This is a genomic window from Tenacibaculum todarodis, assembly GCF_001889045.1.
Taxonomy (GTDB): Bacteria; Bacteroidota; Bacteroidia; order Flavobacteriales; family Flavobacteriaceae; genus Polaribacter; species Polaribacter todarodis.
Genome location: NZ_CP018155.1, coordinates 1,447,172 through 1,471,694, shown reverse-complemented (window position 1 = coordinate 1,471,694; position 24,523 = coordinate 1,447,172). Strand labels below are relative to the sequence as shown.

18 protein-coding genes are annotated in these 24,523 nt (G+C 27.5%); all 18 read left to right on the top strand.

Features of this window, described 5'->3' with window-relative positions; translation table 11 throughout:
* The first annotated feature begins 1 nt into the window (after position 1).
* The 18 genes from LPB136_RS06660 (at position 2) to LPB136_RS06575 (ending at position 24,521) form a co-directional block, all read left to right on the top strand.
* Positions 2–1,285 carry a nucleotide sugar dehydrogenase gene (locus LPB136_RS06660; RefSeq protein WP_072555377.1) on the top strand — a complete coding sequence of 428 codons (1,284 nt, stop codon included), beginning with the start codon at positions 2–4 and terminating at the stop codon, positions 1,283–1,285.
* A 31-nt stretch (positions 1,286–1,316) separates the two neighbouring features.
* Positions 1,317–2,633 carry a UDP-glucose dehydrogenase family protein gene (locus tag LPB136_RS06655; RefSeq protein WP_072555376.1) on the top strand — a complete coding sequence of 439 codons (1,317 nt, stop codon included), beginning with the start codon at positions 1,317–1,319 and terminating at the stop codon, positions 2,631–2,633.
* A gap of 46 nt (positions 2,634–2,679) precedes the next feature.
* Entirely contained in the window at positions 2,680–3,651 is a 972-nt protein-coding gene (locus LPB136_RS06650; protein ID WP_072555375.1) for a Gfo/Idh/MocA family protein, read from the top strand.
* A gap of 44 nt (positions 3,652–3,695) precedes the next feature.
* Positions 3,696–6,101: an SLBB domain-containing protein gene (locus LPB136_RS06645; RefSeq protein WP_072555374.1), complete on the top strand. Its 2,406-nt coding sequence runs from the start codon at positions 3,696–3,698 to the stop codon at positions 6,099–6,101.
* 10 nt (positions 6,102–6,111) lie between these two features.
* Positions 6,112–7,200 carry a Wzz/FepE/Etk N-terminal domain-containing protein gene (locus tag LPB136_RS06640; RefSeq protein ID WP_072555373.1) on the top strand — a complete coding sequence of 363 codons (1,089 nt, stop codon included), beginning with the start codon at positions 6,112–6,114 and terminating at the stop codon, positions 7,198–7,200.
* Between the two features lie 68 nt (positions 7,201–7,268).
* Positions 7,269–8,252 (top strand): type I phosphomannose isomerase catalytic subunit, encoded by a 984-nt coding sequence (locus LPB136_RS06635; RefSeq protein ID WP_072556938.1) that lies wholly within the window; start codon positions 7,269–7,271, stop codon positions 8,250–8,252.
* Between the two features lie 135 nt (positions 8,253–8,387).
* A complete protein-coding gene (wecB, locus tag LPB136_RS06630) occupies positions 8,388–9,506 on the top strand; it encodes a non-hydrolyzing UDP-N-acetylglucosamine 2-epimerase (RefSeq protein ID WP_072555372.1) in 1,119 nt (372 codons plus the stop codon).
* A 4-nt stretch (positions 9,507–9,510) separates the two neighbouring features.
* Positions 9,511–10,722 carry a UDP-N-acetyl-D-mannosamine dehydrogenase gene (wecC, locus tag LPB136_RS06625; RefSeq protein ID WP_072555371.1) on the top strand — a complete coding sequence of 404 codons (1,212 nt, stop codon included), beginning with the start codon at positions 9,511–9,513 and terminating at the stop codon, positions 10,720–10,722.
* A gap of 21 nt (positions 10,723–10,743) precedes the next feature.
* Positions 10,744–11,976 (top strand): lipopolysaccharide biosynthesis protein, encoded by a 1,233-nt coding sequence (locus LPB136_RS06620; RefSeq protein WP_072555370.1) that lies wholly within the window; start codon positions 10,744–10,746, stop codon positions 11,974–11,976.
* Position 11,977: 1 nt separating this feature from the next.
* Positions 11,978–13,159 carry a polysaccharide pyruvyl transferase family protein gene (locus LPB136_RS06615; protein ID WP_072555369.1) on the top strand — a complete coding sequence of 394 codons (1,182 nt, stop codon included), beginning with the start codon at positions 11,978–11,980 and terminating at the stop codon, positions 13,157–13,159.
* Entirely contained in the window at positions 13,146–14,591 is a 1,446-nt protein-coding gene (locus LPB136_RS06610; RefSeq protein WP_072555368.1) for a hypothetical protein, read from the top strand. Before LPB136_RS06615 ends, LPB136_RS06610 begins: the two co-directional genes overlap by 14 nt.
* Complete coding sequence (locus LPB136_RS06605) at positions 14,584–15,642, top strand: hypothetical protein (RefSeq protein ID WP_072555367.1); 1,059 nt, start codon at positions 14,584–14,586, stop codon at positions 15,640–15,642. Before LPB136_RS06610 ends, LPB136_RS06605 begins: the two co-directional genes overlap by 8 nt.
* Complete coding sequence (locus LPB136_RS06600) at positions 15,635–16,936, top strand: chondroitinase-B domain-containing protein (protein ID WP_072555366.1); 1,302 nt, start codon at positions 15,635–15,637, stop codon at positions 16,934–16,936. The genes LPB136_RS06605 and LPB136_RS06600 overlap by 8 nt, the downstream gene beginning before the upstream one ends.
* 57 nt (positions 16,937–16,993) lie before the next feature.
* Complete coding sequence (locus LPB136_RS06595) at positions 16,994–18,049, top strand: glycosyltransferase family protein (protein WP_072555365.1); 1,056 nt, start codon at positions 16,994–16,996, stop codon at positions 18,047–18,049.
* Positions 18,050–20,164, top strand: a complete 2,115-nt coding sequence (locus LPB136_RS06590; RefSeq protein ID WP_072555364.1) for a bi-domain-containing oxidoreductase — start codon at positions 18,050–18,052, stop codon at positions 20,162–20,164.
* Positions 20,165–20,186: 22 nt separating this feature from the next.
* Complete coding sequence (locus LPB136_RS06585; protein WP_072555363.1) at positions 20,187–22,067, top strand: alginate lyase family protein; 1,881 nt, start codon at positions 20,187–20,189, stop codon at positions 22,065–22,067.
* Positions 22,064–23,308 carry a glycosyltransferase family 4 protein gene (locus LPB136_RS06580; RefSeq protein ID WP_072555362.1) on the top strand — a complete coding sequence of 415 codons (1,245 nt, stop codon included), beginning with the start codon at positions 22,064–22,066 and terminating at the stop codon, positions 23,306–23,308. The genes LPB136_RS06585 and LPB136_RS06580 overlap by 4 nt, the downstream gene beginning before the upstream one ends.
* A gap of 1 nt (position 23,309) precedes the next feature.
* Entirely contained in the window at positions 23,310–24,521 is a 1,212-nt protein-coding gene (locus tag LPB136_RS06575; protein WP_158009614.1) for an O-antigen ligase family protein, read from the top strand.
* The last annotated feature ends 2 nt before the right edge of the window (positions 24,522–24,523 follow it).

Below are 24,523 nucleotides of genomic sequence, written 5' to 3'. Positions count from 1 at the left end.
AATGAATAAACCAAAAATAGCTATTATTGGGCTAGGATATGTTGGATTACCATTAGCAAGATTGTTTGCTACAAAGTATTCAGTAATTGGATTTGATATTAATAAAGAACGAGTAACGTCTATAATGAAAGGTTCCGATACAACTTTAGAATTAGAAGACGATTTATTACAGTCAGTTTTAGTGAAAAGAATTTCAAATGAAAACGGGTTGTTTTGTACAACTTCTTCGGAAGATATTGCAGATTGTAATTATTTTATAATTACAGTTCCAACACCTGTAGATAGTAATAATAAACCAGTATTAACTTCATTAATAAAAGCAAGTGAAACTGTAGGTAGCGTTTTAAAAAAAGAAGATATTGTTATTTATGAATCTACTGTTTATCCTGGGGCAACAGAAGAAGAATGTGTGCCGGTTTTAGAGAAATCATCAGGATTAATTTTTAATAAAGATTTTTTTGCAGGTTATTCACCAGAACGTATAAATCCAGGAGATAAGGAGCATACGGTAGATAAAATATTAAAAGTAACTTCCGGATCTACTCCTGAAATTGGGGAAAAAGTAGATGCTTTGTATAAGTCGGTTATTACTGCTGGTACATATTTAGCACCTACAATTAAAGTTGCTGAAGCTGCCAAAGTAATAGAAAACTCGCAAAGAGATATAAACATAGCTTTTGTGAATGAGTTGGCTAAAATATTTGGGTTAATGGATATTAATACACACGATGTTTTGGAAGCTGCTGGTACAAAATGGAATTTTTTGCCGTTTAAGCCAGGTTTAGTTGGTGGTCATTGTATTGGTGTAGATCCTTATTATTTAGCACAAAAAGCACAGGAATATGGGTATAATCCAGAAATTATTTTGGCTGGTAGACGCCTAAATGATAGTATGGGAGAATATGTAGCATCTGAAGTTGTAAAACTAATGATTAAAAAAGACGTTCCAGTTAAAGATGCTGAGGTGTTGGTTTTAGGGATTACTTTTAAAGAAAACTGTCCAGATGTTAGAAATACAAAAGTGGTTGATGTAGTTGCTTCTCTTAAAGAGTTTGGTACAAATGTTGTTATTTATGATCCTTGGGCAAACAAAAAAGAAGTCTTTAAAGAATATGAGTTGGTTTCTACAAAAACGCTTCCAATAAAGAGGTTTGACGCGATAATATTAACAGTTGCGCATGATGAATTTAAAGAGTTAAATTTTCCTTCTTTACTAAAAGAGAAATCTGTAGTATACGATGTGAAAAATGCAGTTTCAAAAAAGACTAAAGATAAAAGTCTTTAGTGTAGATTGTAAAAAAAAATAGTTTAAAAACATGAAAATAACTGTTATAGGTACAGGTTATGTTGGATTAGTTACAGGTGTGTGTTTTTCTGAAACGGGAAGTAATGTTACATGTGTTGATTTAAATCAAGAAAAAATAGCTGATTTAAACAAAGGTATTTTGCCAATTTATGAACCTGGATTAAAAGAATTGGTTCATAATAATTTAAATAAAAGTCTTTTTTTTACAACTAAAGTTGAAGCAGCGATTCATAATTCTGATATAATTTTTATTGCGGTAGGTACTCCAATGAAAGTAGATGGAACGGCGGATTTATCGGCTGTTTATAAAGTAGCAAAAACATTAGGAGAAAATATAAATTCCCATAAAATAATTGTTTCAAAATCTACAGTGCCGGTAGGAACTACTTTTAAAATAAAAGAAATAATAACTAATGAAATTCAAAAAAGAAATTTAGATATTTCTTTTGATGTAGTTTCTAATCCAGAGTTTTTAAAAGAAGGAGCAGCTGTTAACGATTTTATGAAACCTGATAGAGTTGTAATAGGGGCAGAAGATGAAGATGTTTTTGATCGGATGAAACAATTATATAGTCCTTTTTTTAGAACACATGATCGCTTTATATCAATGGATATTGCTTCTGCGGAAATGACAAAGTATGCAGCCAACGCCATGTTAGCTACAAAAATTTCATTTATAAATGAAATAGCAAACATTTGTGAGAAAGTTGGAGCAGATGTTAACAAAGTAAGAGTTGGTATTGGTTCAGATTCTCGTATTGGTTATAATTTTATTTATCCAGGAATTGGTTATGGAGGTACTTGTTTTCCGAAAGATATTTCAGCTTTAATACAAATAGGTATAGAAAATGGGTATAATCCGTCGTTAATTTCATCAGTAAATGAAGTTAATATAAATCAGAAAAAACATTTTTTAAAAAAGATTACAAACAGATTTGGTGAAGATTTAACAGGTTTTACATTTGCAATTTGGGGGTTGTCATTTAAGCCTGAAACTAATGATATGAGAGAAGCGCCATCAATTTATATAATTTCTGAATTGATAAAAAAAGGAGCAAAAGTTAAAGCATACGACCCAAAAGCCATGATTGAGGCTAAAGAAATATACCTCAAAAACTTAGATGTTTTTTACGGTAAAGAAAAGTATGAAGTTGTAAAAAATTCTGATGCTTTAATTTTGTTAACAGAATGGAAAGAGTTTAGAGCACCAAATTTTAATCAGCTAAAAAAAGAGTTAAAAAGGAATATCATTTTTGATGCTAGAAATCAGTATAACTCTTTTAGATTAGAAGAGCAAGGATTCGAGTATTGTCAAATAGGAAAATAGAAATTAAAAACAGTATATTAGCATGCTAAAAATCAGTAAGATTTAAATGAAAAACTTTGCATTAATAGGAGCTTCTGGCTACATAGCGCCCAGGCATTTAAAAGCAATTAAAGAGACTAATAATACTTTAATAGCAGCTTTAGATAGGTTTGATAGTGTAGGTATTATGGATAGTTATTTTCCAAATGCAAATTTTTTTACCGAGCCAGAAAGGTTTGATAGGCATTTAGAAAAATTAAAATATGAAAAAGGTGTTTTATTAGATTATGTAAGTGTTTGTACGCCAAATTATTTACATGATTCTCATATAAGAATGGCGTTAAGAAGAGGTGCTGATGCTATTTGTGAAAAACCATTAGTATTAAATCCATGGAACATAGATGCACTTCAAAAAATGGAAAAAGAATCTGGTCAAAGAATTTGGAATATTTTACAATTAAGATTACATCCTAGTATTATTGCATTAAAAGCTAAAGTGGATGCTGCTCCTAAAGATAAAATCTTTGATATTGACCTAACGTACCTAACCTCAAGAGGTAATTGGTATTATACTTCGTGGAAAGGAGATAGCTCAAAATCTGGGGGTATAGCAACAAATATAGGTGTTCATTTTTTTGACATGTTAGCATGGATTTTTGGTGATGTGGAGAAAAGTGTTGTACACGTACAAACTCATGATAGAGCATCTGGTTATTTAGAATTTAAAAGAGCAAGAGTACTTTGGTTCTTGTCAATAAATTATGATGTTCTTCCCGAAAAAATAAAAGAAAGAGGGCAGAGAACTTATAGATCTATAACAATTGAAGGTGAGGAACTCGAGTTCAGTTCAGGATTTACTGATTTACATACAAAAGTTTATCAAGATATATTAAATGATAAAGGTTGTGGGTTAGAAGAGGCAAGGCAGGCAGTAGAGATCGTTCATGAAATAAGAAACGCACAACCTATTGGTTTAAAGGGAGAATATCATACATTTGCAAAAAAAGCACAAGCATCACACCCGTTTTATAAAATATAGTATGTTGTTATTAAAACAGCATATTTAAATTGAAATCTATAGAAATGAAAAGATCACAAATATTATTTTTTTTAACAATAATTTTATTTAGTATATCAGAAATATCAATTTCACAAAATATTAATGATATATCTAATGTAGATAAAATGTCTGACAGTCAGGTGTCTGCGTATTGGGAGAGTGCGCAAGAAAAAGGACTTACACTAAATCAGCTTGAACAGATAGCCTCTACAAAAGGAATATCAAGTGCGGATTTTTTAAAGTTTAAACAGAGGGTTAATAGTTTGCAAACAAAAACAGTTTCCACTCCTAACGGTACAAATAGTGAAGAAAAAAATAACCCGAAGCAAAATGAATTTGGCCATTCTGGCTCAAAATCTTTAGAAAATAAAGTTAAAAGTAAACATTTTGGGTTTGATTTTTTCTCTAATCCTAATATTTCTTTTACACCAAATTTAAATTTAGCAACTCCTGAAACCTACCAATTAGGCCCGGGAGATAAATTGTTAATTGATATTTGGGGAGCTGCGGAGAATAGTTATAGCGAAAAAGTTAGTGTAGATGGTTCTGTAAGAATAAAAAACATAGGTCCAGTTTATGTAAGTGGACTTTCTATTAAAGATGCAAAAGCAAAAATTATTTCGTCTTTAAAAAAGATATATGGAGGTATAATTTCTTCAAATTCTAGTTATAATAAAATTAATGTTGATGTTGCATTAACTAGTGTAAGAACGGTTCAAGTAAATATCATTGGAGAAGTAAAGGTTCCGGGAACTTATAGTCTAAGTGCGCTGTCTTCTGTATTAAATGCGCTATATGCATCTGGTGGGCCAACAACCAATGGTACTTTTAGAGACGTTAAAATATTTAGAGATGGTAAACAATTAGCGAATTTTGATATTTATAAATACTTAACAGAAGGAAAACAAGAAGGTAATGTTTTGGTTAGAGATCAAGATATAATTATTGTTAGCCCTTATGTTAATAGAATATTTGTAGAAGGACAAGTAAAAAGACCGGGAGCTTATGAGTTTAAAGAAGGTGAAGTTTTAAAGGATTTAATAACTTATTTTGGAGGGTTTAAGTCAGATGCTTATAAAGAAATTATAACTGTTAATAGGGTTAATGGTAGCCAAAGAGAAATAAGTGAAATAAATTTAAAAAATGTTAATAATTTTAAGTTAAAAGATGGAGATAGGTTTGAGGTTAAAGGGGTAATTGATAGATTTGAAAACAGAGTATCTATTGAAGGAGCCGTTTATAGGCCTGGTGATTTTGAGTTAACACCAAATTTAACAGTTGCAGATATTATTAAAAAAGCTGCAGGTGTTAAAGATAATGCGTTTTTAAATAGAGGGATTATTTATAGAAGTAAAGATGGTGTAAAGCAAGAAGTTAAATCTTTTTCAGTAAAAGAAGTATTAAACAATATAGGCAATATTAAATTACAAAGAGAAGATAGAGTTCATATTTTTAGTACAAATGAATTACAAGAGGAATATACTATTTCTATTGACGGAGCTGTAAATAAACCACAGACAATTAAATTTGTAGAGAATATGCAAATTGAAGATTTAATTGCAATATCTGGAGGATTTAAAGAAGGAGCAGATTCAAGTTCAATAGATATATCTAGAAGGTCTAATGATGGTACTTTTAAAACTATAAGTAAAAACATTAGACTTTCTACTTCAAGTAATTTAACAAGTGATAATAAAGAAGCTGTATTTTTAGAACCTTTTGACAGGGTTTCAGTTAGATTTATTAAAGGTTTTACAGTTCAAAAAAGTGTTTCGGTTGTAGGTGAAGCAAATTACCCAGGTAGATATGCTTTAGAAAATAAGGAAGAACGTATTTCAGATTTATTAGAAAAAGCCGGAGGAGTTTCTCCATATGCATATGTAAAAGGAGCTACATTAATTAGAAGTTCAGGTGGAGATGTTAGTAAAGACAGTCAAAATAGCGCTGTAAATAATTTAAATACAAAACAAGATTCTATTGTACTTACAAAAAGCGGTAATAATAGAATAGGAATAGATTTAGAGCAAATTATAAAAAAGAAGAAATCTAAATTTGATTTAATTTTAAAAGCTGGTGATAAGTTATTTATTCCTTCAGTAAAACAAACTGTAGAGGTACAAGGAGAGGTTTTGTCTCCAGCAGTAATAAGGTTTGATAAAGGAAACTCTTTAAAAGATTATATTAATAGTGCGGGTGGGTTTTCAGCAAATGCAAGAAAAGGAAACACTTATGTTGTTTATGCAAATGGAGAAATAAAATCTACAAAAAAGTTTTTATTCTTTAAATCATACCCTAAATTAGAGCCAGGTGCATTAATATTAGTTCCTCATAAAACTTCTGGAAAGAATTCGCTTTCAACACAAGAAATAATTGGTATAACAACAAGTTTAGCCACTTTAGGTGTTTTAATTAATACTTTAGTAAAATAATATTTATTATATGAATCAAGAAGAAACAGAAGAAATAGATTTATTATCAATATTTAAAACACTAATTGATAATAAAAAAACTATTATAAAGTTTGTGTTTGTATTTTTTCTTTTAGGATTATTTTTTGCAATTTTTACACCAAAAAAATTCTCCACATCTACGGTTTTTATTCCTCAGGGGTCATCTAATAAAGGAGGCGGTAATCTTGGAGGTTTAGCTGCGTTGGCAGGAGTTAGTTTTGGAAGTAGTGGAAATGATGAAGGTATTCCTTTAAGTTTGTATTCAGAGATAATAAACAGCGTGCCTTTTCAAAGAAAATTAGTTAAACTACCCCTTTTAAAGGAAGAAGGTAAGAAAGCAATAACTTTTGAAGAGTATTATACTAATATACATTCTCCAGGGTTAATATCAAATTTAAAAAAATATACAATTGGTTTACCAGGTGTTATAATTAATAGTTTAAAAGGAGAAGGTAAAGATAAAGAAACTAAAAAACTTAGTGTTTCTGATAGTATTTTATACATTTCAAATAAAGACGAACAATTATTTCAAATTTTAAAAGGTAGTATATCACTTACAATTAGTGATGAAGACAATTCTGTAAGAGTCTCAGGAGTAATGCCACAACCTATTTTAGCCGCTGGTTTAACTTATAATACCCAAAAGTTATTAGAATCATATATAATAGATTTTAAGATAGAAAAATCATCTAGTAAGCTTGGTTTTATAAAAGAGAGGTATATTGAAGCAGAAAAAGTATATAAAAAGAAACAATTTCAATTAGCAAATTATCAAGATAGAAATAAGTTTTTAACTTCTGCTAAGTCTCAAACTCGTTTAGCAAATCTACAATCTGAATACAATTTAGCATACAGTGTATATAGCGAACTAGCAAAACAAATTGAAACACAACAAATTCAAGTTAAAGAAGATACCCCAGTTTTTACAATTATAAAACCAGTTTCAGTGCCTAATGTTAAGACAGAGCCAAAAGGAACTATTATAATTTCTGCATGGCTTTTTCTAGGTGTATTTTTAAGTTTATTGGTAATTTTTGGTAAGAAATATTATTTTGATCTTAAATCAAGATTGAGTTAAATTATTTTAATACCAAAAATAGCTTAAGTTGTTTTTATATAATGAAAGAGATAATAAATAAAGATATAGTGTATCCAATTAAGTTTACCCCTATTTTGAAAGAAAAAATTTGGGGAGGAAATAAATTGGTGCATTTATTTAATAAGAAAAGTACAAAAGATAAAATTGGTGAAAGTTGGGAGGTTTCAGGACTAGAATCTAATGTTTCTGTAGTAGAGAATGGAGTATTAAAAGGAACGGGTTTAAAATCACTAATTAAGAAATATAAACACAAAATTGTAGGAAAGCAAGTATATGATAATTTTGGTGCAGAATTTCCTTTATTATTTAAGTTTATAGACGCTTCAGAAAATTTATCTATACAGTTACACCCTAATGATAATTTAGCTAAAGAAAGACATAATTCTTTTGGGAAAACAGAGATGTGGTATGTTTTAGATGCCGAGGAAAACGCTAAGTTATATGTAGGTTTTAAAAAAGGTGTTAATAAAAGTTTTTACTTGGAAGCAATTAAAAATAATAATGTCTTAGATTTAATTAATAAAGAGAATATAAAAAAAGGAGATTCTTTTTTTATAGAATCAGGAACAATTCATGCAATAGGTAAAGGTAGTTTAATAGCAGAAATTCAACAAACTTCAGATATAACCTATAGAGTTTTTGATTGGAATAGGGTAGATTTAGAAGGAAATGAAAGAGAACTTCATACAAGTTTAGCTATAGACGCTCTAGACTTTTCAAAAGACAATACTTGTAATTTAAAATATTTAAATACTATAAATAGTACAGAAAATATACTTTCTTGTAAATATTTTAAAACAAATAAACTTAATGTTAAAGGTGTTTTTTTAAGAAGCCTAAAAGAAATAGATTCTTTTGTAGTATATATGTGTGTTGAAGGAGAAGGTGAAATTAGTTTAGAAGGAAATAAAGAGAGTATAAAGAAAGGAGAAACTATTTTAATTCCAGCTAAAGCTATGGATCTGGAAGTTGTATCAAATAACTTACTTTCTTTATTAGAAGTATATATACCGAAAAATAACGAGGTATAAATGTTTAATTAAGTGTATAAGTTTGGAAATATATAGATTTTATTCACCAAATTGAATAGTTTTAATTATAAGAAGTATTTTGTACACTAATTATAAAACGAAATTTATATAGTTATAAATTAATTTATTAATATTATGAAAAAAAGAAATTTAATTATTTTTGGTACTAGACCAGAAGCTATTAAGATGGCACCTTTAGTAAATCAGTTTTTAGCTGATGATAGATTTGAAACAAAGGTGTGTGTAACAGGTCAACATAGAGAAATGTTAGATCAAGTTTTAAATTTTTTTGATATCACACCAGATTATGATTTAAGCTTAATGAAGCCAAATCAGAACTTATATAACTTAACCGGCGAGGTTATTTCTGGTTTAAAACCTATTCTAGAATCTTTTAAACCGGATTTTGTATACGTTCATGGAGACACAACAACAACCATGGCAGCAAGTATAGCAGGTTTTTATTCCGGAGCTAAAGTTTGTCATGTAGAAGCAGGTTTAAGAACCAATAACATGTTGTCTCCGTTTCCAGAAGAAATGAATAGACAAGTTGCAGGTAGAGTAGCAACGTATCATTTTGCTCCAACTGTAAAATCTGAAGAAAATTTATTAAAAGAAAATACCTCTAAAGAAAGTATTGTAGTTACTGGAAATACTGTTATAGATGCTTTGTTAGAAAGCTCAAACAGAGTAGAAGATTTAGATAATGAAGAGGTTGTAGCTTTAAAAGAGGAAATTAATTTTAATAATAGAATTCTTCTAGTAACTGGGCATAGAAGAGAAAATCATGGACAAGGATTTATTAATATTTGTGCAGCATTAAAAGAGATAGCTTTAAAAAATCCTACTGTAGAAATTATTTATCCAGTACATTTAAATCCAAATGTATTAAAACCTGTAAATGAGCTTTTAGGAGATGTTAATAATATTCATTTAGTAAAACCACTTTCTTACCCATCTTTTGTTTGGTTAATGAACAAATCTTATTTAATTATAACAGATAGTGGAGGTGTACAAGAAGAAGCGCCAAGTTTAGGTAAACCTGTTCTTGTAATGAGAGATACCACTGAACGCCCAGAAGCTGTAGATGCAGGAACTGTTATTTTAGTTGGTACTAATACAGATAAAATTATAAAAGAAACACAAGAATTATTAGATAATTCAACAAAATATAACTCAATGAGTTCTTTACATAACCCTTATGGTGATGGAAAAGCATGTCAAAGAATAATCGATTTTATTTCAAAAATATAAAAAAATGAGTACAGTAAAAGTAGTAACAATAGGATTAGGATATATAGGTTTACCAACCTCGGCATTAATTGCCCAAAACAAAATTCAAGTTCATGGTGTAGATGTTAACCAACATGTAGTAGACACTATTAATAAAGGTAAAATACATATTGTAGAACCAAGTTTAGATATTGCTGTAGAACAAGCTGTTAAAAACGGTTTTTTAAAAGCAGATATAAAACCAGTTGTAGCAGATACTTACTTAATTGTTGTTCCAACACCTTTTAAAGGAAACCACGAACCAGATATTTCTTATGTGGAAACGGCAACAAAAAATATTGTTCCACTTTTAAAAGAAGACGATTTATATATTATAGAATCTACTTCGCCAATTGGAACTACCGAGAAAATGATGAATTTAATATATGGAGAAAGACCAGAATTAAAAGGAAAACTAAATATTGCATATTGCCCTGAAAGAGTTTTACCAGGAAACGTAATGCACGAGTTAGTGCATAACGATAGAGTAATTGGAGGTGTAGATGACAAGTCTACCCAAAAAGCACTAAATTTTTATAAGCAATTTGTAAAAGGAGAGTTACACGCAACAAATGCCAGAACAGCAGAAATGTGTAAATTAACAGAGAATTCTTCTAGAGATGTTCAGATAGCTTTTGCAAATGAACTTTCTTTAATTTGTGACAAGGCAGATATTAATGTTTGGGAATTAATTAATTTAGCAAATAAACACCCTAGAGTTAATATACTACAACCAGGTTGTGGTGTTGGAGGACATTGTATTGCTGTAGATCCATACTTTATTGTTTCTGATTATCCAATGGAATCTAAAATTATTGGTACTGCAAGAGAAGTAAATAATTATAAATCTTTTTGGTGTGCAGAGAAAATTCAAAACGAAAAATTAAAATTTGAATTAGAACACGGAAGAAAACCTAAAGTTGCATTAATGGGGTTAGCTTTTAAACCAAACATTGATGACTTAAGAGAATCTCCAGCAAAATATATTGCACAAAAAGTATTGCAAAATGATAGCAATGGAGAATACTTTATAGTAGAACCAAATATTGAAGAACACAACGTATTTAAGTTAACTAATTATAAAGAAGCAGTACAAGAAGCAGATATTATAGCTTTATTAGTAGCTCATGATGAGTTTAAAAGTATAGTTTTTGATTCTAGTAAAGTAGTGTTAGATTTTTGTGGAACAAAAAAATAAGCAACAAACATATATTGCTAAATGAAAAAAGCACTTATATCAGTAACATTTTTTAATTTTTTTGCTGCAGGAATTACATTTCTTATAAATATAATTCTAGCAAGATTATTTCCTATTGCTGTTTTTGGTCGAATTAATTTATTACTATCTTTAAGTGCTATCTTTATTATATTTTTCCAATTTGGATTTAATAATTCAATGGTTGTTTTTTATAATAAAAATAAACAAGATGAAGCAGATTTCGATTTGCTAAATTATATAACAAAAAGGTATAGAAATTTTTTATGTTTTTCTATACCTATTTTAGTTTTACTATTTATAGTAATAGATAAATATTACCAATTTAGTTTTTGGGAAATATTATTTTTATTATCATCTACACTTTTTATTGCTATTTATCGTTTTTTTTCTACCTATTACCAAGCCCTGGGTAAATGGAATAAGTATAACTTTTTAAATGTTGCAATTAATGTATTAAAAGGAGCAGTACTTGTATTGGGAGCCATAATTATGATTTATTTATTTAAAAATGAATTAAATTATGAAATGTATTTAAAACTATACGTACTTTATGGTATACTATTATTATTTATTGGAATTATAGCATCCCATAAAATAATAGGGTTTAAGAATAAAAAGACATATAATAACAAAGAGTTTAATGGTGTTTTAATGTCTTTAGGCTTTACCAATATTGTTATAGCTTTAACAATGCGTTTAGATAATGTTATAATAGAAAACTTTGTTGGTGTAGAAGCTGTTGCAATATATTCTGCAGCAAATACATTGGCTTTAATTTTTCCATTAATAACCGGTTCTATAATGAGAGTTTTAATGAAAGAAATATCTAGAGACTCTAATTACTATTTAACTAAAATTTTAAAATTTCAGAAAAAATATTTTTTACACCTGATAGTATTAATTGGTTTAATAATATTAGTGAGCCCTTATTTAATAGAATTGTTTTTTGGAGAAAGATTTAGAGACTCTATAAGAATTTTTCAAATTTTAATAACTGTTTATGTAGGAGGTATATTTTTTACACCTTTAGAAGCATATTTTTATAACGAACAACCTAAAAGAATATTTACAGTAAAGCTAATACAATTCCTTTTGTTTTTTGTTATGGCAATTATTATGGTACAATACTATTCAATTATTGGAGTAGCATTAGCTGTAGTTTTTTGTAGGCTAATTATTTGGTCTTATTTATATTTCTTATCACGTAAAAGATTAAAAAAAGTAAAAATATAGAATGAATAAAAAAAAGGTTTTTATATCAGGTTATTATGGGTTTAATAATGTTGGAGATGATTTATTATTATTATCACTAACAAATTACTTGTTATCTCAAAATAATATTTCCAAAATATCTATAGTTGTAAAAGAAATAGCAGCAAAACCATTACAATTAGATAAAAGTATAAAGGTTATAGAAGCTCCTGTTTTTAAAGGAAATAAAATTACACGAATTTTAAAAACAATTTTAGCAGAAATTAAACATCTAAGAGAAAATGATATTTATATTTTTGGAGGAGGTACAAGATTGTTTGAAACAAAAAACAGAAAATATCAATCTTTACTTATAAAGTATTTGTTTTTACAATATAATGCGTTATTTCTTCATAAAAAGGTATATCATTTAGGTATTGGTATTGGAGATGTAAAAAGTAAGTTTGGTAAATATCTATTAAAAAGAATATTGAATTTATCTAGTTTTATTTACCTAAGAGACAAAAAATCTTACAGTATAGCAGAAAGCTATGTTAAAAAGCAACAAAAAATTTCGTTAGGTTCAGATTTGTTTTTTTTAAGCAAAAAACCTCAAGTTAAAAAGATAGATAAGGTTGAGAAAATTGGGTTATCAATATTTAATTATTTTGGGTATATTTCTGATGATGTTAACAAGAAAGATATATTTATAGAAAAATGGATTGCTATAATTAAAGACATATTAAACAAAAATCCTAACATAGAAATTTCGTTATTTTCATTTCAAAAAAAATATGGAGGTAATGATGAGGTTTTCAACCAAAAAATTATGGAGTCTATAAACTCACCTAGACTTTATCATGTAAAATATACAACCAACACTAATAATGTGTTAAATAAAATACATGAATTAGATTTATGTATAGGTATGAGATATCATTTTTGTTTGGTAGCATTATATTATAATATACCCGTTTTAGGTATTAATTATCAGCCAAAAATTCTTAATGAATTTAAGGATCTTGGTATAGATCAATTTTGTTTTGAAATTAATGAGTTTTTAAATTCTTCAAGTTTATTAGAAAACAAAATAGATGGCATTATAAAAGATGTAAATAAAACAAAACAAAATTTCTCAGAAGCTTTCCTTAAAATTAACAAAAGGCATCTAACATTAAAAGAGCAATTAGACACTATTTTATTCCAATTTAATGAAAGAAAATAGTAACACTTATTATTTATATGCAATTATTATAACAATAGTTGCATATATTATTAATGATAGCAATATAAAGGCAGCCTCTATAGCGCTGTTTTTATTTGGAGCAGTATTGTCTATTGTTAATGTAAAAAAAGGACTGTTATTTTTTTTCTTTATCTCTTTAGCATTTAGTGATTTTACTTTTGAAGGCGTTTTTGGTGCTGGTTCTGGTGAGGAAGGAGCTAAATTAGGAGGTGTTTATATGGCAAGTTTTGGAGGACTTACCATTATGGTATTATGGTCTTTAATATTATTTATTGTTTTGTTTTCCAAAAAAATAGCCTTTTCAATAAAAAAAATAAACAGTAATTTCTTCTTCAAAATATTTATTATTGTTTTTGTTTTTAGTTTTTTAGGCATGGTGTTTAATGTAACTTCTTCTGCTAACTATGCTGTACAAACAGCTTTTTCTGATGTTAGAATTTTTGTTAATACTATTGTTGGTTTTTTAACAATACATGTTTTAGTAAACTCTAAAAAAGAATTGATTGTTTTTTTTAATTGTTTTGTAATTATTTTGGTAACACAACTAGCAATAACAATAGTTAGTTCTTATATAATTTCTAGTACAAGAACAATTTCTAATTTCTTTTCAGGAACAGAATCTTATTTGGCAGGTGTAATATTCTTATATGTTTTAATGAACCTTATAAACAATAAAGGAGTAGGAATATTTAAAAGAAAATTATTTTTAATATCAGTAATGCTTATTATTATATTATTCTCTTTAATAGTAGCATCTAGAGGTAGATTGTTAGGTTTAGTTGTGGCTATTTTAATATATATGGTTTTTAGCAAAAAAATTGGTTATGTATTATTATTACCCGTACTAATGTTAGCATCTATTAATATTGTTGAATTAATAAACCCAAATTTCTATAATTATTTTATGTGGAAAATAAACACTTTTAACCCAGGAGAAGGAGATTCTTCTAGAGTTAGGTATATTTCTCTAATAAATATTATGTATGAGTTATTAGAAAATCCGTATTACTTGGTGTTTGGTAAAGGTTTAGGAGGCTATTTTGAAGCTATTCATATGCCATTTGATATTGCTTTGGGTAAAGGATCATTTAACTTAAAATGGATTGCAGAAGGGAAATTTTATAAACCTCATGGGATAATTATGTATTCTCTTTTAAAATATGGGTTGGTAATGAGTTCAATACTCTTTTTTAGTGTTGGACAATATGTGTCTAAAAATTTATTTAAATCCTTTAGACAAGCAGATAATATATTAAAGTACATAAGTATAGCTTTACTAATTAATATTCCGTTTATTTTTATAACCATGTTTAGTTCTAAGTTACAAATTATGTTTGGCATGGTTGTGGCATTTGCACAAATAAGTATTACTTTAATGAAAATAGAAAAAAAAGACAGATTAAATGCCTAAAAAGTTATCTGATATCGACCTAGTTTTAGACCCTATAAATACCACAGGTCATGTATATTTTAATACACTTATTTTAAAAAGCATTACAACTAGCAATACTAAGAATATACCATTTATTTGTAAAGCAGCTCAAAAGCAACAAATAGAAGAAATATATAAACACAACAATTTTAAAACCACAGAAAAACAAACGTTTTTACTAGGAAGTTTTTCTATATTCTTTAAAATGCTTTTTAAAAGTATATTTAAAAAGAAAAATATATTATTACTAACAATAGATAATACAATATTTCCAATATTACTTATTTTATTTTATCCTTTTCTTTTTAGAAATAACTTCTCAATTATTTTACATAATAACTTACAAACAATTACAAAGGTAAAATCTAAAAGAGTACTACATAAAATAGTAAATAGGTTATACAAACCAAACATTATAGTACTTACCAAGTACATGTTTACTGCTTATAAAGATGTATTTAGCTTAAGTAAAGTACAGTTGTTGCCACATCCAAACTATAAGGAACTAATTAGGTTTAATTTAAAACCACAAGTTTTAAAAGGAGAAAAGGTTAAAATTGTTGTTTTAGGTAGGCAAGCAAAACTATTAGAGAAGTTATTATTAACTCCAGGTTTTTCTAAATGGAATAATATAGAATTTGTTATTTCTTTACCAGGATCTAATCACAAAAATTATAGTGATACTATAACTATTATAAATAAAAAATTAAGTTTTGATGAATACTATTCTATTTTATCATTAGCAAATTTTTGTTTATTTGCTAATGATAGTTCAGTTATAGAAAGAGCAAGTGGAATTTTAATTGATTGCGTTAGTCTTGAATGCCCTGTTCTATCTCCAATAGACGGTCATTTTAAAGAATATAAAGACTTTAATATTGGTTTTCAATATAAAGACTATAAAGAGTTAGTATCTTTGTTTAACCTAATTTCTGAAAAGAAAACGAGCAGGTTAAATTTTAAAAATGGTTTTATTAAAGCACAGCAATATTCAAATCCAGTTAATAACTCAATTATAACAGATGTATAATAATTTTAGTTATCTTATTGGTTTGCTTCTTATATTTAGCTTTTGTTCTGTACCAGTTAAAAAAGAAAAATGTATTTCGTTTTATGATTTAGATAAAGTAGCGTTAAATGAAGGAGCTGTAATTTATATAGAGGCCGGAACTTATAAAGACTTATCGTGTAAATTAAAAAACAAAAATTTTACCAAGCAAGTTGTTATAAAGCCTAAAAAGAAAGGTAAAGTTATAATACAAGGAAATTCTTTACTTAAATTAGAAAACTGTTCTAATATAAAGCTTGAAGGGTTTCAATTTAAAAATGTAGCTGAATCTACCATTGTATTAAGTAATTCTAATAATATTAGTATCCATAATAATTTTTTTAATGAGTGTGGTAGTTACCCAACACATGCAATTATAAGAATGGTAAATAAAGTGTACAATAACACAATATCTAATAATACTTTTAATAAAAGTAAAGCAATGTGTATTGCTATGTTTACCAAAAATATATCTCCAATAGATAGTTTAAATAAGAATAATTTAATTTATAGAAATATTTTTAGCAATATAGCGTCCGTAAAAGATGCATATCCTAACGCAAAAACCACTAATGGTATGGAAGCTATTATGTTAGGTACAGGAGTTGGAGCAACATTAAATTATAATTTAGATAATAAGGTAATAGAAAATCTTTTTATAAACATAATAGGAGATAGACAAGAAATTATTAGTAATAAAACTTCAGGCAATAAGATACTTAGAAATAGCTTTGTAAACAACCTTTCAGGTTTAACTTTAAGGTCTGGTAATAACGTACTTGTAAAAGATAATTATTTTAAAAAAACAAAAAGAGGTATTAGAGTCTTTGGAGAAAACCATATTATAGAAAACAATTTTATTGAAGGAGCAGATTATGCTTTTAGGTTACCAAGAACCAATTCGTCTAAAAAAGTTAAATATTTAGAAAAAGGGTACCAGCAACAACAAAAGGTAGCTATAATAAATAATAAAGTTTTAGGAATTAACAAAGCCGTTATTAATTTTAATGAAGGAAATTCTGATTTTTATGCAGAAGATATTAACTTTAACCAAAATACACTTTATTTAAAATCAAAAATCAAGCCAGTTGTTTATCCAAGTAGTCGAAACAAAATTGATGAGTATAATAATATTATTTACAACACTGTAGAAGAAGACTTTGTATTTAATAAATGGATAAGTAGTTTTAAAAGTTATAAATCTTACTTATCTATAGAAGATAAAGGTTGCTTATGGCAAAAAGTAGAATTAAAATTAGAAACCTATAAAAATTAGAATTTTTATAAAAAAAAAGAATAATCGATTTATTTGAGATTATAAATAGAAAGTAAAATGAAAGAACTTGTTTTTTTGACACCAACTTCTACCCAACCTAGATATAGAAAAAGGATTGATAGTTATAAAAGTAAAAATATTAATGTAAAAGTGTTTTCGTTTAAAAGAAAACATCAATTAATTAATGATTTTGGAATTACTCATAACGTCCACTATTTAGGTTTTTTAGAAGATGGAAAATATTTTAAGAGGTTTTTTATTTTGGTGAAAACTTTTTTTGGGTTAAAAAAGACTTTAAAAAGCAACAACAACCTATATGTTTTTGGTTTGGACTTAGCATTTTTTAGCCTATTTTTTTTAAAAAATAAAAAAGTAATTTTGGAAATAGGTGATTTAAGAGTATCTAGTAATTTTCTGCTAAATTTTTTAGTAAATTCTTTTGAGAAATATGTTTTTAATAGAATTGAAAAATTAGTTGTTACATCATCAGGGTTTAAAAATTATTATTTAGAGAGATATCCTAGAATCACAATTGAAGTTAAAGAAAATAAAATCAAAAAAGAAGATCTTAAAAAATATGATTATAAGTCCAAAATACAGTTAAAAGCGAAAAACAAAAATAAAATTACAATTGGTGTAATAGGATTGTTAAGGTATGACTCTGTAATTCATTTGCTAAATTCTTATAAAGATTCGCTTCAGTTTGATATTGTTTTAATAGGTGATGGCAGGTTAGTAAAAAGAATAAAAGAAATAGAAAATGAATCAAATAATATTTATTACTACGGAGCTTTTAAAAACCCAGACGATTTAAATGTAATTTATAGTTTAATTGATTTTAATTATGTAGTTTACGATTCTAAAGACATAAATGTACAATTGGCTTTACCTAATAAACTATATGAATCAATTTATTTTAATGTTCCAATAATAGTTTCAAAGAACACTTTTTTATGGAAACAGGTTAAATCTTTAGGAATTGGCTTATGTGTTGATGATTCTCAAAATGAAATTGAATTTAATTTTGAAGAAAAACTAAAATTAGAGAATTTAGAAAAGTATAAAGAAAATATTTCAAAAATTGAAGAAAATTATTTAATTGATAAAGAGTAAATGAAACAAATACTACAATCCTTTAAAACAGGAATTACAGAATTAGCAGAATTACCATCTCCAAAGGTAAAGTCTGGTCAAGTACTTATAAAAACTACACGTAGTTTAGTATCATTAGGTACTGAACGTATGTTAGTAGAGTTTGGTAAGGCGTCTTTGATACAAAAAGCACGTCAGCAACCAGATAAAGTAAAAATGGTTTTAGATAAAATTAAAACTGAAGGTTTAATGCCGACAATTGAAACTGTCTTTAACAAGTTAGAACAACCTTTACCTTTAGGTTATTGTAATGTAGGAGAGGTGTTTGCTGTAGGAAATGGTGTTACAGATTTTAAAGTTGGAGATCGAGTGGCTTCAAATGGACAACACGCAGAATTTGTTTCTGTACCACAAAACTTAGTTGCCCACATTCCAGATAATATTTCTGATGAAGAAGCTGCATTTACAGTAATTGGTTCTATTGGTTTACAAGGAATTCGTCTAGTAAATCCAACAATGGGAGAAACTGTTGTTGTAATTGGTTTGGGCTTAATTGGTTTGTTAACAGCAGAAATGTTAGTTGCAAACGGTTGTAAAGTTATTGGTTACGATTTAGACGATACAAAAGTAGAAATTGCAAAAAGTAAAGGAGTAATTGCTTTTAATCCTTTAAAAGGAAACGATCCAGTAAAGTTTGTAAATAGTCATACAAATAATGTTGGTGCAGACGCAGTTTTAATTACCGCTTCAGCAAAAACAAATGATATTATCTCTCAAGCTGCTCACATGAGTAGAAAAAGAGGAAGAATTGTTTTAGTAGGTGTAATAGGTTTAGATATTTCTAGAGCAGATTTTTACGAAAAAGAATTAAGTTTTCAAGTTTCTTGTTCTTATGGTCCTGGTCGTTATGATGATGATTATGAGTTTAAAGGGATGGATTATCCGTTACCATTTGTTCGTTGGACAGAAAAAAGAAATTTTGAAACTATTTTACAATTAATTTCTACTGGAAAATTAGACGTTAAAGGATTAATTTCTGAAGTTATTCCGTTAGAAGAATACGATAAAATTTATGGAGATATTGGTAATTCAAAATCAATAGCTTCAATCATAAAATATAACGAAAACAATACTCCAGAACATACAATTATAGTCAATAAAAAAGAGAACGCACCAACAAAAGGTGGTATCGGAATTATTGGTGCAGGTAACTTTACAAAGATGACAATGTTACCAGCTTTAAAAGGAACGAATGCTAATATTAAGCATATTGTTTCTTCAGGAGGTGTAAACGGAACAGCGTTAGCGCAAAAACATAATATTGCACAAAGTACTACAGATTACGATTTAGTTTTAGATGATAAAGATGTAGATTTAGTTATGATTACTACGCGTCATAATTTGCACGCAGATATGGTAATTAATGCTTTAGAAAAAGGGAAACATGTTTTTGTTGAAAAGCCTTTGGCTTTAAATAACGAAGAATTAGTTGCTATTGAAGAATCTTACAGTAAGAATAACGGAACATTAATGATTGGTTTTAACCGTCGTTTTTCTCCACATACACAAAAGATAAAATCGTTAGTAGGTAATGCGCCAATGAATATTGTTGCAACTATGAATGCGGGAGCAATACCGCCAGAAGTTTGGGTGCACGATATGGCAATTGGTGGTGGGAGAATTATAGGTGAAGCTTGTCATTATTTAGATTTGATGGTTTTCTTATCTGGAAGTAAAATAAAAGCAGTTTGTATGAATGCTTTAGGAGAAAATCCAGCAGAAAATACTGACAATGCTTCAATTTTAGTAAAGATGGAAAATGGCTCTACTGGAGTTGTAAATTATTTTGCAAACGGAGCAAAATCTTACGCGAAAGAACATTTAGAGGTTTTTTCTCAAGAAAAAGTTTTAATTATGGATAACTTTATTAAGACTTCAGGTTACGGAGTTAAAGGTTTTTCAAAATTAAAAACGAAGTTAGATAAAGGACATAAAGCGCAATTTGGTCAGATTGTAGAAAAGATAAAACAAGGCTCTGTAGAGTTAATTCCATATGAAGAATTAATAAACGTAACCAAAGCAAGTTTTGCTGCAATACAAAGTTTAAAAGAAGGTTCTTGGGTAACTATAGATTAGTTTTTCAACTTTAAAATAAACGATGAAACAAAAAATAAAAAGAATATTTAACCTCATCTCCAACATGGGAATGAGGTATGTTTTTTTTAGAATTTCGTATCTAATCAAAACCAAATTAGGTTGGCAAAAGAAAGCTTTTCCTACTAATCCTGAATATAAGAAACACATAACTTTACAAGATTGGAAAAACAATTTACCACCTTTCTTTTTCTTCGGAAAAGAAATTAATGGTTTAGAGAAAAATCCAACAGAAGACTTAAAATCTAATTTCGAAGATTTAAAAAAAGGGGTTTATACGTTCTTCAATAAAACTAAAATTGATTTAGGAGAAGATTATGATTGGATTACAAATCCATCTACAAATCATAAATATGATATTACAAAACATTGGTCTGATATTCAAGATTTATCAGCAGAAGCAGGAGACATAAAGTACGTTTGGGAAAAAGCAAGGTTTTCTTTTTTGTATGATATTATTAGATATGATTATCATTTTCAAGAAGATCAATCTCAATTTATCTTTCAACAAATTGAGGATTTTATAGACAAAAACCCAATAAATCAAGGCCCAAACTATAAATGTAGTCAAGAAATAAGTTTACGTACTTTAAATTGGACTTTTGCTTTGTATTATTACAAAGATTCTAAGTATTTAACTCAAGAGTTATTTACAAAGATTATGCATACAATTTATTGGCAAATACACCATGTGTATCATAATATTCATTTCTCAAGAATATCGGTCAGAAATAATCATGCAATTACAGAAACATTAATGTTGTATTTGTCCGACAAGTTATTCCCGTTTTTACCAAACGTTAAAGAATGGAGTAAAAAAGGAAAAGCTTGGTTTGAGCAAGAAATTGAATATCAGATTTATCCAGACGGTACATTTTTACAATTCTCGATGAATTATCATAGAGTTGTAATACAATTATTAACTTGGGCAGTGCAACTCTCAAAGTTAAATAAAGATACATTTAATAATGTTGTTTATGAAAGAGCAGAGAAATCACTACATTTTTTAGATGTTTGTTCAGATACAGTAACTGGTAAATTACCAAATTATGGTTCTAATGATGGGGCATTATTTTTTAAACTAACTAATGATGATTATAGGAATTACCGTTCTCAATTAGATGATTTACGAGCGGTATTAAAAAACAATACATATTATAATTCAAAAAGTTCCTTTTGGTATGGTGTTAAACCAAACAATATAAAACCTAAACCAATTGCCCAATTAAATGAATTTAAAAATAGTGGCTATTATGTTTTGCAAGAAGGAAATACTAAAACATTTATTCGTTGTGGAGGTTATAAAGACAGGCCTTACCAATCAGATAACTTACATTTAGATATTTGGGTTGGTGGAGAAAATATCTTAAGAGATAATGGCTCTTATAAATATAATACGGATAAAAATTTTGTAGCTTACTTTAATGGTTCAGAAGGGCATAATACAGTAAGTGTTGGGCAAGAGAATCAAATGCAAAAAGGAGGGAGATTTATATGGTATTATTGGGTTAAAAAGGCAGAAGCTGTTTTAAAAAAAGAAACCAATAATTTTCTATTCTTCGGAAAAATAAAAGCCTATAAACAACTAGGTAATAATATTTATCATCAAAGAAAAGTAACAAAACCAATAGCTAAAAACAATTGGTTTGTAGAAGATATTATTGACATGCCAGGAAATAAGACCTGTTACCAATATTGGCATTTTTCTAAAAAGAATAAGGAAAAAATTATAATCACCTCAGTAGATGGAAATAATAACGTTTTAGAGCCAAAGATTGAAGAGAAGTGGTATTCTGGTTATTATGGGGTTAAAGAGTTATCTTTAAGACTTACTTTTACATCACAAACAAAATCATTTAAAACAAAAATTAGCTTAAAAGAATGAGAATATTATTAATTCATCAATATTTTTTAGAAAAAGGAGACGGTGGAGGTTCTCGTTTTAATGAAATGACAAAAACCTGGTCAGAGCAAGGGCATACAGTTACTGTTTTAGCAGGTATGGTACATTATAATACAGGTAAGAAACCAGAAAAGTATAAAGGAAAATATACATTTAAAGATTTACAATTTTATAAAGGTGTAGATATAATTAGATGTCATGTATCAGAAAGTTACAATGTTAATTTTTTAGGTCGTTTATGGGCATACTTCTCATTTGTTTTTGCAAGTATATATGCAGGTTTATATAAAACTAGTGGTAAATATGATGTTATTTTAGTTACCTCACCACCTTTATTTGTAGGTATTACAGCTTATGTTTTGTCATTAATAAAAAGAGTTCCTTTTGTTTTTGAAATTAGAGATTTATGGCCGGAATCTGCTATAGACACAGGAGTTTTAAAAAATAAATTAATTATAAAATTTGCTTATTGGTTTGAGGGGTTTATTTATAAACGAGCAAAACTAATAAATGTATTAACTCCTGCTTTTAGAGATAAATTAATAAACGATAAGAATGTTCCAAAAGAGAAAGTAATTTTTATACCTAATGCGGCAGATTTTTCTTTAGCAGAAGAGATTCAAGATGATATTTCCTTTAATGCAATAGAATTTAAAAAACTATTAGGCTTAGAAAATAAGTTTGTTATTACTTATGTTGGAGCACATGGAGTTGCAAATCATTTAATTCAGTTAATAGATTCTGCTGAGCAATTAAAGCACACTAATGTTATTTTTCAGTTGATAGGAGCAGGAATGCGAAAAGAAGAATTACAAAAAGAAGTTAAAAAAAGAAATTTAAATAATGTTATTTTTAGAGAGCCTGTAGCTAAAGCAGAGGTTTTTAAGTATATTTTAGCTTCAGATGTTGGGGCATCTGTTTTGAAAAAAGTAGATACTTTTAAAACTATCTACTCAAACAAAACTTTTGATTATATGTCTTGTAAGAAACCTGTTTTATTAGCAATTGATGGTGTTTCTAGGGAGTTGATTAATAATGCAAATTGCGGCGAATATGTGGAGCCAGAAAATCCAAAAGATATTGTAAGAGGAGTTTTAAAATTATTATCATTAGATAAGAAAGAACTTGAAAAACTTGGAGAGTCTGGATACAAGTATGCAAAAAAACACTTTGATAGGAATGTGCTAGCCAAAGAGTATGTAGTAAATTTAAAGGAGATATAGATTGTTTACTATAAATAAAGCACAACTTTCTTATTTATATCATTTAAACCTAATTAATTTAATACTGGGATTTAAATTAGTTGTGTTTTTCCATTCAGTTACTAACTTTGAATTGAATAACATAAGCTTATATTATAGAGCTATTTCTTTGTTTCTAGTATTGTTAGTTATTTTTTTTAATGGGAAAAAAATATTTCATATAAAAAGTAAATTATTTATTGCTATAGTTTTTTTCTGGATCATTATGTTCGTTAAAATTATTTATAGCTTTTATTATTCTTCTATTAATTATCCTGAATCTATATTAAAATATGTTTTTACTTTTTTTGGAGTCCTAGTTTTACCTAGCTTAAGTATTTTAGCAACTCCATTAGAAAAAATTAATTTTAAATTTATAATAAAAATTTTATTTATAACATTAATTATTACAGCGCTACTAAGTGTTTTTTCATATGATTTTAATAACCTAGAATCTAGACTTTCTAAATACCTAAAAATAAATCCAATAGCACTAGGTTATATAGGTGCAAATTTAGGCTTGATTTCAGGTTTTTTGTTTTTTAAGAATAAAAGATTAATTTTTATACTAACTTTTTTACTTGCCATTCTTTTAATTGCTTTATCTGCAAGTAGAGGAGCATTAATAAGCTTATTTATAAGTCTATTATTATCAATTATTTTCAATTATAATATAAAGTTGAAGAATAAATGGGGCTATTTTATTGGCTTTAACGTGTTTTTAATAGTTGTATTATTTTTATCATTAAATTATAATTTAGCATTTAGCGAAAGAATTTTAAAACTTTTTTACAATAGCGATGAGTCTTTAAGACAAAGAACAGTTTTGTGGCTTGCATCTATAAAAGGATTTCTAAATAATCCATTTTTGGGGAATACATTTCTTATTTCATTAAAGCTAAAAAAAAGTATTGTTACATACCCTCATAACTTTATATTTGAGTCTTTTTACACTGGAGGAATAATAGGAGGAATGTTATATTTATACATACTTTTAGATTCTTTTAAAAAGGCATTAAAGATTTTAGTCAATTCAGAGTTAGGGTGGATATCACTTATTTTCATCCAATTTATTATCTTTGGGCTTTTATCATCATCAATATATTTTTTTTACCAATTTTGGTTGTTTCTTTTTTTAATATTAAGTGTATCTTTATTTTTAAAGGAAAACAAGAATAATAATAAATTTAATTAGGT

Excerpts from the sequence above, each read along its gene's own strand:
- LPB136_RS06620 (WP_072555370.1), top strand. The coding sequence starts at position 10,744 with ATGAAAAAAGCACTTATATCAGTAACATTTTTTAATTTTTTTGCTGCA.
- LPB136_RS06585 (WP_072555363.1), top strand. The coding sequence starts at position 20,187 with ATGAAACAAAAAATAAAAAGAATATTTAACCTCATCTCCAACATGGGA.
- LPB136_RS06605 (WP_072555367.1), top strand. The coding sequence starts at position 14,584 with ATGCCTAAAAAGTTATCTGATATCGACCTAGTTTTAGACCCTATAAAT.
- wecC (WP_072555371.1), top strand. The coding sequence starts at position 9,511 with ATGAGTACAGTAAAAGTAGTAACAATAGGATTAGGATATATAGGTTTA.
- LPB136_RS06595 (WP_072555365.1), top strand. The coding sequence starts at position 16,994 with ATGAAAGAACTTGTTTTTTTGACACCAACTTCTACCCAACCTAGATAT.
- LPB136_RS06650 (WP_072555375.1), top strand. The coding sequence starts at position 2,680 with ATGAAAAACTTTGCATTAATAGGAGCTTCTGGCTACATAGCGCCCAGG.
- LPB136_RS06615 (WP_072555369.1), top strand. The coding sequence starts at position 11,978 with ATGAATAAAAAAAAGGTTTTTATATCAGGTTATTATGGGTTTAATAAT.
- LPB136_RS06640 (WP_072555373.1), top strand. The coding sequence starts at position 6,112 with ATGAATCAAGAAGAAACAGAAGAAATAGATTTATTATCAATATTTAAA.
- LPB136_RS06655 (WP_072555376.1), top strand. The coding sequence starts at position 1,317 with ATGAAAATAACTGTTATAGGTACAGGTTATGTTGGATTAGTTACAGGT.
- LPB136_RS06645 (WP_072555374.1), top strand. The coding sequence starts at position 3,696 with ATGAAAAGATCACAAATATTATTTTTTTTAACAATAATTTTATTTAGT.
- LPB136_RS06660 (WP_072555377.1), top strand. The coding sequence starts at position 2 with ATGAATAAACCAAAAATAGCTATTATTGGGCTAGGATATGTTGGATTA.
- wecB (WP_072555372.1), top strand. The coding sequence starts at position 8,388 with ATGAAAAAAAGAAATTTAATTATTTTTGGTACTAGACCAGAAGCTATT.
- LPB136_RS06580 (WP_072555362.1), top strand. The coding sequence starts at position 22,064 with ATGAGAATATTATTAATTCATCAATATTTTTTAGAAAAAGGAGACGGT.
- LPB136_RS06590 (WP_072555364.1), top strand. The coding sequence starts at position 18,050 with ATGAAACAAATACTACAATCCTTTAAAACAGGAATTACAGAATTAGCA.
- LPB136_RS06600 (WP_072555366.1), top strand. The coding sequence starts at position 15,635 with ATGTATAATAATTTTAGTTATCTTATTGGTTTGCTTCTTATATTTAGC.
- LPB136_RS06610 (WP_072555368.1), top strand. The coding sequence starts at position 13,146 with ATGAAAGAAAATAGTAACACTTATTATTTATATGCAATTATTATAACA.